Origin of the sequence: Adlercreutzia sp. ZJ176 (genome assembly GCF_011038975.1) — a bacterium.
Taxonomy (GTDB): domain Bacteria; phylum Actinomycetota; class Coriobacteriia; order Coriobacteriales; family Eggerthellaceae; genus CAAEEV01.
Window position 1 is genome coordinate 1 of the sequence record NZ_JAAKEC010000007.1, and the last position, 15104, is coordinate 15104.

At 58.5% G+C, this 15104-nt stretch carries 11 protein-coding genes; 1 reads left to right on the top strand and 10 read right to left on the bottom strand.

The features are described from left to right. Positions 1–381: 381 nt before the first annotated feature. On the bottom strand, positions 382–2301 hold the full coding sequence (thrS, locus tag G7Y50_RS04775; protein ID WP_165054630.1) for a threonine--tRNA ligase: 1920 nt from the start codon (positions 2299–2301) through the stop codon (positions 382–384). 317 nt (positions 2302–2618) lie between these two features. Next, positions 2619–3149, bottom strand: coding sequence for a zinc ribbon domain-containing protein (locus G7Y50_RS04780; protein WP_165054627.1), 531 nt, complete (start codon positions 3147–3149; stop codon positions 2619–2621). A gap of 671 nt (positions 3150–3820) precedes the next feature. Between G7Y50_RS04780 and G7Y50_RS04785 the strand changes: the two genes are divergently transcribed. Continuing rightward, a complete protein-coding gene (locus G7Y50_RS04785; RefSeq protein ID WP_165054624.1) occupies positions 3821–4006 on the top strand; it encodes a hypothetical protein in 186 nt (61 codons plus the stop codon). Positions 4007–4204: 198 nt separating this feature from the next. Here G7Y50_RS04785 and dcuC read toward each other — a convergent pair whose 3' ends face one another. The 8 genes from dcuC to G7Y50_RS04825 form a co-directional block, all read right to left on the bottom strand. Continuing rightward, positions 4205–5593 (bottom strand): C4-dicarboxylate transporter DcuC, encoded by a 1389-nt coding sequence (gene dcuC, locus G7Y50_RS04790; protein ID WP_165054621.1) that lies wholly within the window; start codon positions 5591–5593, stop codon positions 4205–4207. Positions 5594–5986: 393 nt separating this feature from the next. Further along, positions 5987–6310, bottom strand: a complete 324-nt coding sequence (locus G7Y50_RS04795) for a 4Fe-4S dicluster domain-containing protein (protein ID WP_165054616.1) — start codon at positions 6308–6310, stop codon at positions 5987–5989. Between the two features lie 31 nt (positions 6311–6341). Then, positions 6342–8642 (bottom strand): molybdopterin-dependent oxidoreductase, encoded by a 2301-nt coding sequence (locus tag G7Y50_RS04800; protein ID WP_165054613.1) that lies wholly within the window; start codon positions 8640–8642, stop codon positions 6342–6344. Positions 8643–9076: 434 nt separating this feature from the next. Then, the gene (locus G7Y50_RS04805; protein ID WP_165054610.1) at positions 9077–9295 is read right to left on the bottom strand and encodes a hypothetical protein; all 219 of its coding nucleotides are present in this window, start codon (positions 9293–9295) and stop codon (positions 9077–9079) included. A gap of 100 nt (positions 9296–9395) precedes the next feature. After that, entirely contained in the window at positions 9396–9731 is a 336-nt protein-coding gene (locus G7Y50_RS04810; RefSeq protein WP_165054607.1) for a 4Fe-4S dicluster domain-containing protein, read from the bottom strand. A 15-nt stretch (positions 9732–9746) separates the two neighbouring features. Then, complete coding sequence (locus tag G7Y50_RS04815) at positions 9747–12182, bottom strand: molybdopterin-dependent oxidoreductase (RefSeq protein ID WP_206214769.1); 2436 nt, start codon at positions 12180–12182, stop codon at positions 9747–9749. A 114-nt stretch (positions 12183–12296) separates the two neighbouring features. Next, positions 12297–13490 carry an MFS transporter gene (locus G7Y50_RS04820; RefSeq protein WP_165054603.1) on the bottom strand — a complete coding sequence of 398 codons (1194 nt, stop codon included), beginning with the start codon at positions 13488–13490 and terminating at the stop codon, positions 12297–12299. Between the two features lie 94 nt (positions 13491–13584). Beyond that, positions 13585–14958 carry an MmgE/PrpD family protein gene (locus G7Y50_RS04825; RefSeq protein ID WP_165054600.1) on the bottom strand — a complete coding sequence of 458 codons (1374 nt, stop codon included), beginning with the start codon at positions 14956–14958 and terminating at the stop codon, positions 13585–13587. Positions 14959–15104: the final 146 nt, after the last annotated feature.

The following is a 15104-nucleotide window of genomic DNA, read 5'->3' on the forward strand; positions in this document are numbered from 1 at the left end:
ATCCTCGAGACAGCCCTCGGGCGTCGGACACAGTGCGAGCCACCGCGCCGTCCCCGCAACGTAGGTTACCGCCCTTCCGGCTCGGTGGAAGCGGAAGGGCGAGACCCGTAACGATTATCAGTGACACGGAAGAGGGACACATGCTCGGTATGGCATGGGGATGGGATGTACTCTCGGGATGACACAAAGGGAAGGCTGCTCGCTCAGGACACGGAAGAGGGGGCGTCCACGGCGTGGGCGTCCCCTCTTCAAACAGCAGCGGTTTCGTGCCAATTACGGCGGTTCTCAGCAGCGCGCGGGCAACAAGCCGTGAGCCGCGCCTGCAAGCCACCGCTGCCCCGCGCTGCGCCTCGTGCCGACTACAGCGTAACCTCGCGCCAGCTACAGCGCGGCGTCGCGGATGACCTCGAGGAACTTCGCGCGCTCCCACGCGCCCTGGTCGCCCTCGGCGCGGTCGCGCACGGACACGGTGCCGTTCTCGACCTCCTTGTCGCCGAGCACCACCATGTAGGGGATCTTCTGGCTCTGGGCCTTCGCGATCTTCACCTTCATAGGCTCGTTCTGGTCGTACACCTCCACGCGCCCGCCCGCGGCCTTGACATCGGCGGCGAAGGCGGCGGCGGCCTCCTTGTGGCGGTCGGCGATCGGGATGACCACCACCTGCACGGGCGCCAGCCACAGCGGCAGCGCGCCCGCGTAGTGCTCGATCAGGATGCCCAGGAAGCGCTCGATGGAGCCGAAGATGGCGCGGTGGAGCATCCAGGGCGTCTCCTCGGTGTTGTCCTCGGTGCGGTAGGTGAGGCCGAAGCGCATGGGGAGGTTGAAGTCGACCTGCACCGTGGAGCACTGCCAGGTGCGCCCGATGGCGTCCTTCACCTTGATGTCGATCTTCGGGCCGTAGAACGCGCCGTCGCCCTCGTTGATCTCGTAGGCCAGGTCGTGCCGCTTGCACGCCTCCTTGAGCGCGTTGGTGGCGTGCTCCCACATATCGTCGGTGCCGATGGACTTCTCCGGGCGCGTGGAGATCTCGGCCTCGTACGCGAAGCCGAACGTGGACATGATGTGGTCAACCAGATCGAGGATGGCCACCACCTCGTCGACCACCTGGTCGCGCGTGCAGAACACGTGCGCGTCGTCCTGCGTGAAGCCGCGGGCGCGCAGAAGCCCGTGCACCACGCCCGACATCTCGTGGCGGTACACCGTGCCGAACTCGAAGTAGCGCAGCGGCAGGTCACGGTAGGAGTGCAGCTCGTTCTTGTACAGCATCACGTGGCCCGGGCAGTTCATGGGCTTCACGCCGTACTCGGACAGGCGCGGCTCCTCGTCGGTGCCCTCGTTGATGTCGAAGAAGTACATGTTCTCCTTGTAGAAGCCGTAGTGGCCCGAGGTCTTCCACACGTCCGCGTTGTAGATGTGCGGGGTGATGACCTCCTCGTAGCCGCGGTCGTACAAGTCGCGGCGCAGCCACTCCTGCAGGGTGCGGATGATGCGCGCGCCGCGTGGCAGATAGAGCGGCAGGCCCACGCCGGCCATGGGGTCCATCATGTAGATGCCCAGCTCGCGGCCAAGCTTGCGGTGGTCGCGCTTCTCGGCCTCCTCGAGGTTGCGCAGGTGCTCCTCGAGCTCCGACTTCTTGAAGAACGCAGTGCCGTAGATGCGCGTGAGCATCTCGCGGTCGGCGTCGCCGCGCCAGTAGGCGCCGGCCACCTTGGTGAGCTTGAACGCGCCCACCTTGCCCGTGGCAGGCAGGTGCGGGCCGCGGCACAAATCGGTGAACGAGCCGATCGCGTACGTGGTGATGACGGCGTCCTCGGGCAGCTCGTTGATGAGCTCCACCTTGAACGGCTGGTCGGCGAACTTCTCGAGCGCCTCGGCGCGGGTGACCTCAGCGCGCTCGAACGCCTCGTTCTCCTTCACGATCTCGGCCATGCGCGCCTCGATGTGCTCGAAGTCGTCCGGGGAGACGGTCACGCCCTCGGGCAGCTGCACGTCGTAGTAGAAGCCGTTCTCGATGGCCGGCCCCACGCCGAACTTCACGTCGCCGTACAGATCGACGAGCGCGGCGGCCATGACATGCGCCGTGGAGTGGCGCAGAAGCTCGATGCCCTCGGGGCTCTTCGCGGTGACGATGGCCACGGAGTCGCCCTCGCGCACGGGGGCGGCGAGGTCGACCGGCGCGTCGTTCACGATGCCGGCGAGCGCGGCCTTCGCCAGGCCCGCGCCGATGGAGGCGGCCACGTCGGCGACGGTGGCTCCCTCCGCCAGCTCCTTGACCGAGCCGTCAGGCAAAACGATGTTCATGATGATGTCCTTTCCTTCGCCGGGTGCATACAGAGCACCTGCAAGTCCAAACGCCGCGGCTTTGAGTACCGCGGCGCGATCCCATTAAAAACTGAGCCGGAAGGCCCGGCCCAGTCCTTAATCAACGTATGTGCGCGGGCCGCGCGCTGCGGGCCGCAAGGTGCGAACCGATCACGCGCTGCAGCCGTGCGCTGCCGGCGCCGACCGCTGCAACCGACCGCTGCAGGCCGCACGCCGCACGTGCGGAGCCGCAACCTCCAGCCCGCCGACCGCACGCGCGCGCAAGCCGCACGCGTCGCAACCGATTGTGCAAGCCGCTAGCCGCGCGGCTGCCCCTCGGGGCGCGCCTCGCGGGGAGCCCGCTCGCGCACCGCGCCCTGCGGGCGCTGCTGCGGACGGCGAGTGCGGCGCACCTCGCCCGCGCCGACCGGGGTCGCGCAGTACGGGCACACCGTCCACGTGGGCTCGAGCGCGTGCCCGCAGTGCGTGCAGAGGTTCTTGAGCTGCGTGTGGCAGTTCGGGCAGAGCACGTAGTCGGCCTCGACGGGATACCCGCAGGCGGCGCACTCGCCGTACCTCATGAGCTGCCGCTGCTTGAGGGCCACCTCGAGCTCCTGCTCGTCGCGGTCGATGCGCAGCATCGGGGGCCGAAGCAGGCAGTACGCGATCACGCCGACGATGGGGACGAGCGCCACGACCGCCCAGACGTACCACGTGGTGCCGCGCAGGTAGGCGTCGCGCACCACCCACACGATGGAGAGCACGTACAAGATGACCAAAAGCACGATCACGACCGTGAACGCGGTTTGCATCTGCGGCGTCCACAGCTGCGAGAGCAACTCGCTCATGATGACCTCTTCTTCTCCGTTTTCCCTTGTCGCCCCACATGCGCGCCACCAACAAGCGCACAGCAAAGCTGCGCTCGCGGCGGCGTCGCGCGGCGACGCAAGCTCACATTATAGCAAAAGTGCCCGCACGCGCCAGAAACGCCTTGTATTGCAAGGTTCCATACAATCGGAGTAACGGTGAGCAACGCTGGAAAGGAGTCCTCATGGATTCCGACAGCGCAAGCGCATTCTCGTAAAAAGCTCACTCTACTCCTTATCATGTCGCAAGCTGCACAACGAAGACAATTCACGGCAAAAACTTCGACCGATCCCCTCCAAGCCTATCATCAATATGACATTACCGAGCATAATACTCGACAACATGCTTGCCGCTGAAACCCGAAGGCCACCCAGTCTCGATCACATCCTTATGGCGTTTTGCATCGTGCACGGAACACCTCCTCACCGCGGACATCACCTATGCGCCCATAGCCGCCACGTACAAGGACACTGTGAAGCACTCCTCTTCATACAGTATTTCGAGAACGTGAGTCTCATCGAACGCTCTGCGTTCTCAACCACCTGCAGATCCGAGACGCTCGTATACACTACACTGCTGTATTCAACCCGCTGTTCAGGCTCTCTTCCTCATGCTCACCGTGAGGATGCGGTTCCTCACGCAAGACAACACCATGGTCAAGAAGGTGTCACCACCTGAAGCACCCTTCCCCACCATCGCCACATGCATGGCCGCGACAATGCTATGCTGCCAGCACAACGGGAACCCCCGCGACATGGCCCAGACAGCCTTCGTGACCATCGTTCTTTCAATACTCATGGCCCCTGTCCTCGTGACGCTCCCGAAAACCGCAGGATAGCAAAAGAGCAGAGCGTGAGTGATCCCATGCCTGCGGGCAAGAACGCCAATCGCAGGGGTACGGGGACGGTACGCGCAAGCAACCTGCGAGCAAAAACGCTGGTCGCACGACGCGAAACGCAAAAAGGAGGCGAAGCCATGAGCTTCACCTCCCAGGTTGTCTGCAAAGCATCCCGAGAAGAAAGGCTGCTGAAAGCGGTTAGAACATGAATGCGCAGCAGAGAATGATCGCAAGGCCACTACAAATGCAGGGGATAGCCTGGCGAACGATAAAGGTCGTAACAGGGATGCCGCCCTTCTCCGCCGACACCAAAGCGACGGGCGCTGCAACCGATAAAATGTTGGAGCCCGTTGCAGCAGCGGCAATGGGAAGCAAGACGTAATACAGATCGGCATTGATGAATGTGGCAGCAGCAACGATGACGGGAGTCAAGCCGAAGATGCCAAGATTCGGCTGACCGGTTAGGGCGGTAATGACGAACACCGCAATGCCACCGACAATCAACAGAACTTGCACCGACAGATCGGGGGAGATCAGCATCTTCATGAGAATATCCAATCCACCGAGCTTGCCAATAGCGTCAGCGAAGACAGCACCGGCCCATGCCATGGCTGCATAACGAGCCCAAGACTCGCCCATGCCGTCGAGGATAAGCTGGTAGTCCTCTACCGCAGCACGGATCGTCCTGCGGCGAACGCACTCAATGAGAATGACGAACATGCCGCACATCAGGTAGATGGGGACGACGCCGACGCGAATGGGCAGGAATGTACCACCGAAAATAATGACGAGAACCAACGGGATGATTGGCAGAAGGCCATACCAGCCAGGAATGCCAAGGGTCTTGGTGTCGATGAGGGTTTCACTTACCTCGTCAGGGGTAGCGTACTCGTAGGGCTTCTTGTCCTCGCGAGCCTCAAAGTACTTAGTAGTGAGGATAAAAGACACTGCGCAAACAATGAACACCGGGATGAAGTACCTCAACTCGACGTTGACAAAGAACTCGGGGGCTGAGATGGCAACCTCGGGGGCGAAGGTTCCGTACACCATGCCAGTAAACGGCTGGCCCGGACCGAGGGACCACGCAAGTGAGACGGTGATGGTGCAGATCGCGGTGACGCGACGGATACCGCAGTGGCGCAGAACGGGATATATGCAGGCATACGCCATAAGGAACGAGGTCACGGCGCTGGGAATGACCCATTTTATGACGCAGCACACCAGCATGGCCAATACGATAATCACATACTTTGACTTGATCTTGCTGATGGGCTTTGCAACTGTTATCGCAAACATGTCGCTTGCCTTCAGTTTGTTCATAAAGGCAACATATCCCAAAACCGTGATCAAGGTTATGCCAGTCATGGTGAACGAAGAGACCATGCTGGTTTGGAAGTAGGAGAAGGCATCGAAGAACATATTGCCCGTCGACTTCTCCATAACACTTTGACCGCTCAGAGCCATGAACACAAGCAGGCCAATAACACCCACGAACAGCATGCTGAACGAAGCGTTGAGACGCTTCATCAACATTAGCACAAGAGCTACAAACAGTATGATTGTCAAAACAACGTATACTGCCTCCATTATTTCCCTCCTTAAGTAGAATGAAGTTTTTCTGCGTCTAGAGCATTTCCGCCCCCGCATGCAGCACAGAAGAGCACATGCGAAGCACAAGCGGCCCTGCAGCCCCGAAATGCAGGGCCGCCTCCTCGTTATTTCTCAGTTGGTTTTCGAGTAAGATCCTGATCGACCGTGTAAATGGGCGTCTCTTCAGGAATCTCAGCGCCACAGGACAGGCAATATGGCGGCTTGCCCGGCTGAGGCTTGCGAACAACAGCCCCACAGCTGGGGCACTTCACTCGATCAGGCTCGTTTCGTGTGTAGCGCATCACTTGCTCTCCTTCTTCACAGCAAAATCTTTATTAGTTCAATTCCAAACCGAAAATCCCCGCTTGGCTACGCAGCGATGCTTCCGGCTTACGGCACGAAAAGGACCATCTTCTCCTTGTCCATGGTCTTCACGAGATCTTCGACGGGACCAAACTCCATGACCTGAGCTTGGCAATGATGCACACACGTAGGCCAGCGTCCTTCTGCAACGCGATCGGCGCATAAGTCACAAAGTTCCGTAGGCACGGGAACGAACTTGTATTCCCACTTCCGCGAGCTGATCTCCCTAGGACCGAGCTGCTTGAGCTCAATTCCCCACTGACCCTCGCCGAAGCCGTGCTCAACTTTGCACGCCATCTCACACGAATGGCAGCCAGTACAGAACTCATAGTCGATAAGCAAACCGTTCATAGTCTTCTCCGTTCAAATGTTGACGACGGCATTACAGGCTGATCTCGGGGGGAACGTAGCCCTCCACTTTGCTGATGCGGCACATTTGGGTGCTGTACGGAGCGGCCAAACCGGACGGTCCGACATCGGTAGAAGGAGTCAGCATGTTGATATTGGATTCAAAGACGCCATACAGCTCTGGCAGCGCCGCCTCACGCTCGGGGAACCACCAACCATGCTCAGCAGACACTACACCCGGGTCCATGGACGGATTGAGGCGGCAGATCTCCTTGGCGCTCCCACGGTGGTTCTCGATGAGAACCCAGTCGCCTTCCTTGATACCGTACTTAACGGCTGTGTCGGGATGTATGTCCACCAAAGGCCACGGATGGAACTCACGCATAGACCTCAAGTTGCGGTGCTCGGAGTGGAAAAACTCCCAGGATCGGTGCCCTGTCGTGAGGATCAGGGGATATTCGCTTGCATAGTCGGGCGTGGAAAACGGACTTGGCGAAGGTTCCTCGAAGTACGGAAGCGGCTCGAGATCGCAACTGTTGAGCGTAGTGCACCACAGTTCGAGCCGACCGGTCGGCGTGTTGAATCCGGGAAGACCATCAGCCCGTAGCAAGCCCTTTTCGTATTTCTTGTACTCGAACACCTCGTAACGATAGGTGCGCTTCTGGAGGTTATCGTAGGAGAACGGCTCACCATCATCGAAGTTAGCGCTCTGAAGGTTGTTCATAATGTCGTCCCACATCTCCTCCAAGGTCTTCCACGGGAAAGCCTCAGGGTTCATGCGACGGCCAATGTCAAGAGCAATCTCCTCGTCCGACTTCGTGTTGGCGTAGTCAGATACTTTGTTGATCGCCCGAATGGGAGCCCACCAACCACGCACGCCCTTGCGCTCTGCGCTCATCGCAACGGGAAGAAAAACGTCAGCAGTGCCGACCGCAGTTGGAGTAAGATACAAGTCAGAGACAACAATGAACTCGGCATTCAGCATCGCCTTGTACACGCGCTCAGCCTCTGCTCCCATGTTCGCGAAGGTGTTCGACGACGTGCAGTGGATCATCTTCACGGGATAGGGCTCGCCTGTCTCAAGCGCCTTGATCAAGATCTCCGTTGCTGCCGAGTTGTCCATTCCCTGGGCGCGAAGCTTTGACTCCGCGTTTCCGAGGCGGGCGTATGCCTCGGGGACATCCCACTGGAACGTAGTGCGCACATCGGCTTGGATGTAACCCGAGGTCACAAGTATGTTGCCTCCGGGGACGTCGACGTTTCCCGTAATGGCCCACAGCGCCTGGATAGCGTGGTTCGCACCGAGTCCGTGCTTTTGCTGATCGAGAGCAAGGCCCCACTGGACGGCCGCCGGCTTCGCCTTAGCGTAGTCGCGCGCCGCGGCTTGAATTAGATCGGCGGGGATCGTAGTGATGTGCTCCGCCACGTCGAGCGGGAACTCAGCTGCGCGCTCCTTGAGCTGGTCGAAGCCGTAGCACCAACAATCGACGAACTCATGGTCGTAGAGGTCTTCCTTGATAATGACATCAATCATTGCGAGCGCCAAGGCGCCGTCCGTGCCGGGACGAACACGCAGCCAATGCTTCGCCATGCCGGCCATCCAGGTCAGACGCGGATCGATGACGATAAGTTCTGTCCCCATGCGCATGAGGTCGACGATCCAGTGGCCCATAAAGCCGTCACCGTTGGAGATAATGGGGTTATTGCCCCAGACGATGCAGATCTCGGGAACAACGTAGCGAGGGTTGTCATACCGATCCTCGAACATCTGGGCGCAGTCCATGATAGACGCATCACCTGCAACAGAAGACATGCCGACCAGGCGAGGCACATAGCAGGAATCGCCCGCGAGAAAGCCAAACATCAAGTTGGGGGTCTGGTACGCGACATTCGCGATGGCGGCAGCCTGCCAAGAAGTGTTTCGCCCAGTTCCCTGCAAAACCGCAATGGTCTTGGGGCCGTACGCAGCGGAAAGCCGCTTCGCGTTCTCCTCGATAATGGCATAGGCTTCGTCCCAGGTGATTTCCTCCCACTTGTTTTCACCACGCTCTCCAGCGCGCTTCAGCGGATTAGTCACGCGCATCTTGTTATACATGGCCTCAGGAACAGCCATACAGCGCATGCACAAGCGGCCGTTGTAGACGGGACTCTTCGGATCACCTTCGATCCTCACCACACGACCTTCCTTGTCAGTGTAGTGGAGCACGCCACAGCCTTCATGGCAGCCGGGACCTGACCATTGACAGTTACGCGTGACAGTCAAGTCACCTTCCTGCCACTGCCACTCATCCCGGTAGAGTTCATCGTTGTAGGTCCTTTTCGGAAGCTTTCTCATGCTCCCTCCTCTCATTTCCACAACTAACGCACGAAGCGTCATGCAAACATCAATCAGCTGAGCAAGCGCCTTGCAGAACGCCAATCACGCAAAACGCGTGGCGCGATCATCAGGAAGGTTTGCCCGGGGCTGATGGACGACCCGGCGCACTCGGCGCACCTGGCGGCACCGGGCGGCCCGGCGCGCCGGGCGCGCTCGGCGCCGAAGGTGCATTACCACCGAACATCACGCCGCACGTGAGACACTCAGATGCGAAGTAATCGCACTCCGCGCCGCATTTCGGACATTTCTTGGGAGCCAACTCAGCCCCAGCAGGCCTAAAACACATTAATGTTCTCCTTAGCTGATGCGCTTTCGGCAAAAAGGGTGCGGCGTTTCACGGGTCACGCAACGTCGCATGAGCCCTTCCCGAAGCTTCTTGTTTTTCGCAGAGACTACTGAACGCTGCTGGCAACACCCGTGTTTCGGGTCCACATGACGACACGCGCCTCGATGCCCCTCAACAGCTCCGCCTTCTCCTCTTCAGACCCTTCATAGTCGCCGGGCAGAAGAGCCGCCAGGACCTCCATCGGCTCCTCGGCAAACTTTGACTCCAGCTCGCTACTACCGAGTATTTCCTTTGTAATGGAGCTGATCATCTTGAACTTGTCCATAACAACCTCCTTTTATCGGGCTATTCCTGCCGACAGCGAGGGCCCAGTCACCCGGTTGCCCACCGCCAGCAGGGAACCCGCAGCCCGCGTTGACGCTTAGCTAGTCGCAGGGGATAAATAGCACCTTCTGCTTTTTGTCCATCTTCTTGGCCAGTTCCTCGACATCGCCGAACTCCATGACAAGTGCCTGGCAGTGGTGGACGCAGGTGGGAACGCGCCCCTCTGCAACACGGTCAGCGCACATATCACACAAGCTCGTCGGGATCGGAATGAAGGCATACTCCCACTTGTCTTCTTTAATCTGCCACGGGCCGTTCTTGTGCAGCTTAATGCCGCATTGTCCCTCTCCGAAGCCATGCTCTGCTTTGCAAGCCATCTCGCAGGAATGGCAACCTGTGCACCATTCGTAATCGATCAGCAAACCCGGTTTTCCCATTGTTCTCACTCCAATTTATTTATAGACTCTGCAGATCTGCGTGTTATAGGGCGCCCCGTAGCCACTCGGACCGAAGTCGCACATGGTGGTCAAACAATTGGCATTGGACTCCCAATTACCGAAAAGAGTAGGTTCTTCGCCAGCGAGCTCGGGGAACCACCAGCCGTGCTCGCAGTGGACCACACCCTTCTTGATGGTGGGGACAACGCGAGCCTTCTGCCTGATCTTTCCATGCGGGTTCTCGATGTTAACCCAATCACCCTCCTTGATACCCAAAGCAGCAGCGTCCTCGGTGTTGAGCTCTACGATGGGATCAGGATGGAACTCGCGCATGGCTTTCGACTGACGCTGCTCGGAGTGGAAGAACTCCCATGAACGGGCGCCAGTGGAAAGAACGAACGGATACTCCTCCATGAGCTCGGGGGTGCGCATAGGGCTCTCAGTCGGCTCGTCAAAATACGGCAGAGGATCAACGCCGGCCATGTCATACATGGTGCAGTAGAGCTCGATACGTCCGGTAGCGGTCTGGAATCCCGGCTTGCCGTCAGCGCGAAGAAGACCCTTCTCGTACTTTCTGTACTCGAAATCAGGGTACGCGATGACCTTATCGCGCAGCTCTTCGAAGGTCATCTTCAGCGGCACGGAGGACAGGTTCTCCATGCAATAGTTGTCGAACTCCTCGACGGTGTCCCACGGGAAGTAGTCGGGGTTCAGGCGCTTGCCAAGCTCAAGCATGAGGACCTCATCGCCCTTGCCGCCGGCGTCGGTGACCTTGTTGATTGCGCGCAATGGGGTATACCAGCCGCGTACGCCGCTCCGCTCGCACCCCATCGCAACAGGCAGAAAGATATCGGCGAAGGCGGCAGCGGTCGGAGTAATGAACAAGTCACACACAACACAGAACTCAATACTCTTCATCGCCTCGTAGATGCGCTTCGACTCAGCGCCCATGTTGGTGATGGGGTTGGTGGAGCAGAGGTAGAGCATCTTGATGGGATAGGGCTCGCCCGTCTCCATGGCAACCAAGGTGGCATCAGTGCTTGAGTGCGGGGCGTAGCCCACGCGGCGCAGGGCACCGTAGTCGTCGCCCAAACGACCGTCCTTGATCTCGCTCATCATGTCCTTCGCAATCGCCTCGCGGATGTCGCTCTGGGTATAACCGAAATTGATGCAGATGAAACCACCGGGCACGTCGATGTTGCCTGTGATGATTTGCATGCACGCGATCGCATGGGCCGCCGGAACGCCGTACTTCTGCTGGTCGAGCTTCAGGCCCCACTGGAGCGTAGTGGTGCCGTTCACGCCCGCGGCACCGAACGTGCGTGCAGCTTTCGTGATGACATCAGCCTCGCACCAGGCAATCTCGGCAGCGCGCTCGGGCGTCCAGTCGGCAACGCGCTCCTTGAGGGCGTCGAAACCGTAGGTCCACTTGTCGACAAACTCGGCGTCATACAAGCCCTCTTCGATCATAACGTGAAGCATCGCGAGCGCCACGGCACCGTCGGTGCCAGGGCGAATTTGCACCCAGACCTCGGCTTTCGAAGCAAGCCAGGTCAAACGAGGATCGACAACGATAATCTTAGTGCCGCGGCGCATGACATCAATGACCCAGTGGCCGAAAAAGCCGTCTGCATTGGACACGATAGGATTGTTGCCCCATATGAGCATCATATCCGGAATCGAGTAACGAGGATCATCAAAACGTTTCTCGAGGCACTGCCCCATGTCTGCGATGCAGGTACTTCCGAAAAGCGCATTCATAGCCATCATGCGAGGCGTGTAGCATGAGTCGCCGGAGAGCATGCCAGCGTTGTCGTTGGGAGTCTTAAAACCTGCGAACGCGAGCGCTGGCGTCTGCCAGCTCGCATTACGGCCCGTGCCCATGCCGGTGCTGATGGACTTGGCGCCGTACTTCTCGGTGATCTCCTTCGTTTTCGCGACGATCTCGTCGTAGGCCTCGTCCCAGCTGATCTCCTCCCACTGGTTGTTTCCGCGCTCGCCCACGCGGCGAAGCGGTGTGTGGATACGATCGGGATGATTCACCATTTCGACCATGTTGAGACAGCGCATACAGAGGCGGCCTTCGTTGACGGGAGAATTAGGGTCACCTTCAATTTTCACCAACTCGTTGTTTTTCGTATAAAACAGCACGCTGCATCCCTGATGGCAGCCGGGGCCAGACCACTGGCAGCTTCTTGTGACCGTGAGATCGCCCTCCTGCCACTGCCATTGATCAGGTTTGTAGAGATCTTTGCTGAACTCTTCACGAATAAAACCTTCTCGCATCGACTTCCCTTTCTCCTCCGGTTTTCTGCGTCCCAACTCGATTTCGAGACCGCTCGCGAAGCGCACCTCATCTCGCATCGCAGTCGGCGCAAGTAACTTGTACCGATGGGCCGCTGGCATCAGAATATGGCAGCGTGACCTGGAAATACCCTTTCTTTTCGTCAAGTTGGCGTCGTGTCTTCTTATGCGTGCATGCCTTCTTTCTATAGGCAATATCGGAAAAAGAAATAGAAGCGCCGCAAAAGAGAACAAGCCTACACCGAGTCGCTTGCAAGGATGCTAGGAACGGACACGCCTTTGCGCATAGAGGCAGTACGCGACCAGAAGCACAAACACAAAGCCAGCATTGATCAGAAGCATCGAAACGGAGCCGAACAACTGATAGAATAAGCTGCTCATCAAGGGACCGAGCGCCATCCCCGCATCTGCTCCAAAGTAAAACGTGTTGGCGGCAAGCGTAGCCTTCCCCGTTGGAGCACAAGATATGCACTCGGCCTGGATCGTGGGATAGGAGCCGCCCTGCCCCAGTGCATAGAATACTGCGGCAAGCGCAACGTGAAACACATTCCCAGCAAGAGCGAGAACGACGATGCCCGCGAACATAAGCGCAGCAGACGGCAGAAGCACTCTCCCGAGCCCGTACCTGTCATACAGCTGACCCGAGACAGGTCGTACGAGAACGGCAGCAAGCGCAAAGACGAAAAAGAATACGGGCACTTCCGCGATGCCCCGCTCATCGCCCACTAAAAGAACAAGGGAGAAAATCGACCCGAACGTGATGGTGACGAAACCTGCTAGCAGTCCCAAGGGGACCGTCTCGAAGAGGATGAAGTCGGACGCAACGATATGCCGATGCTTCCCTCGCGCACTCTCCGCGACGCTTTGCAGGCGCCCGAAACCCCTTCCCCCTCCCACCTGAGAATCCCTCAGAGAGAGAGCCACGAGAACAGCTAGCGCGAATAAGACACTCGCAAAGAGAAACGCCGCCCTGAAGTCCAGCATCTCGTTAAGCCAAGACCCGACACCCGGTCCGATTGCGTTTGCCGCAACCCCCGCAGCGCCGATCCACCCCACACCTCGCCCAATGCAGTCACTTGGCACGAGCTTCGACGCAAGGGCAACCACTACGGACGACTTGAAGACAAACATTGTTCCGAGAACGATGCGCGAGGCTGTCAAGGCAACCAAGGAGTCGCAGGGAACGCATATCAAAGCCGAAGCCGCGAAAGCAACAGCAGCGACCACCAGCACGCTTCGTTCCGACCCTTCCTGAATCAATCCGCCGAAGATCCTGAAGAGCAGCGAACAGAGCGAATTCAGGCCCGCAAGAAAGCCTGCAAAGACCAGCGACGCGCCAAGCGCGGTCGCGTATAGCGACACAATGGGGTTGATTGACGTTGTCCCAAACTGAAGCAGGACCTCAAACAGAAACAGCCGAGCGAACGAGGTGTTCCATATCGTCTTTTCGCCCATCCCCGCCCCTTCCAACAACATGGCCGTCGGGGCAGGTCCCTCGACGGCCTCGCCTCGGCAATCCAGCTTAAAACCACCCGAACGTCAGCGACGGCTACGCTGTCAAATTATCGAAAATCTCATCAAGGGAATCGAGCTCCTCGACGTTGAGAAGAAGCTCAGCCGCCCTTTCAGCCTGCTTGCAGTCCACCAGGCCTGCATATGCAACGTTCCTGTAGAATTTCTCGAGAACCCGTTCGTCATCAAGGGGGGATCGATCGAAATCGCCGAGAGTGTAGTCAACGTCACTTTCGTAGATCGTCCCATCCTTAAGCTCTATTCTTGCGCGAGAGTGCCACAAGGAGCCAAGCGATCCGTCAGTCTCTATTCTCATGATATCGAGCATCTTAGAGAGCTTCGGGGCAGTCATCGCATCTGGCAGATACGACTCAGGACGCAGATAACCATTGAGAGCAGCGCTCGCAGCGGTGAAGCGCCCGCTGAAGGCACCCTGCACCTGATTGGTATCGCCAAACGTAAAATCAGCATTGAGGAAGGACGGCGTCTCCTCGTCGAGGTAAACGACGAAGCTCTCGACCTCATCAGGGTCGATCGGTATGCCGCCCGTTGCTTCAAGCACCGCGTGCACACCCATGTGGGTTTCACGGCATCCCGGCCATGGCTTGATCACTGCATCGCCGAGATAGACCTCTCCCAGCTTCGTCAGGAGGTGTTCCGTATGATGGTCTCCGCCGAACATGGCGAAGTACCCCTTGGGATCCGTAATGGGATCTTTCATGGCTGTATAACCATTCCTTGCGAAATCCGCAGCGAACACAGCGTTTCGCGCCGCGTTCGCCATGGGGAACTTGAACGTCATACACGCCTGCATGACGTTCATTGTGGAGCCGGAGATCATGTTGACCATCAAGCCCAAGGCGTTCAAAAACTGCGCGGCGTCAAGATCATAGAGCTTTGAGACGGCGGCGGCGGCGGCCATACCCGAAGACGTTCCCGTATTGTCGAAAAGACCCGTGGGCGCATAGCCAGAGCATACGGTCAGACGAGCGCCGAAGTCATCGCCAAGAACTTGAGCGGCAAGTATTTCCTTCCCTGACTTGTTATGAAACTCGCCAGCTGCAACGAGAGCAGGGACGCTGCACGCTCCGAGATGAGAGGGGAATACCTCGCCATCAAGAGCCACATTCATCACTGTATCGAAATCAAAAGAGCGCATCATGAGAGCGTTGAGCATCGCAGCATGGGCGGCGGGTAGCTTGTCTCCAAAGCCGAGCACCGTCGCCTCTTTAGCGCCCCCTATGCGGACGAGCACATTCCGGATAGCGTCAACGCCAATCGAGCGCGCCCCGGCAACCGCTACGCCAAATGAGTCGAGCAGGCGGAGCTTCGCCCTTCTGATGGTCTCCTCGTCAAGAGCGTCGTAGTTGGTGTTAATAAAATGGTTGACAAAAGCTTCCGTGGTGTTCACATTGACTCCTCTCAGACGCTAAGCTCAAGCAAAAGAACGCAGAGAGCACGAATATAGCTGTGCTCAGTCCCCCGAATCAAGCGCCATACCAGGCGGCAGCGGATAACTGAAGCCGCAATGAGGGCAGACCATCTCTTTCTCAAGAA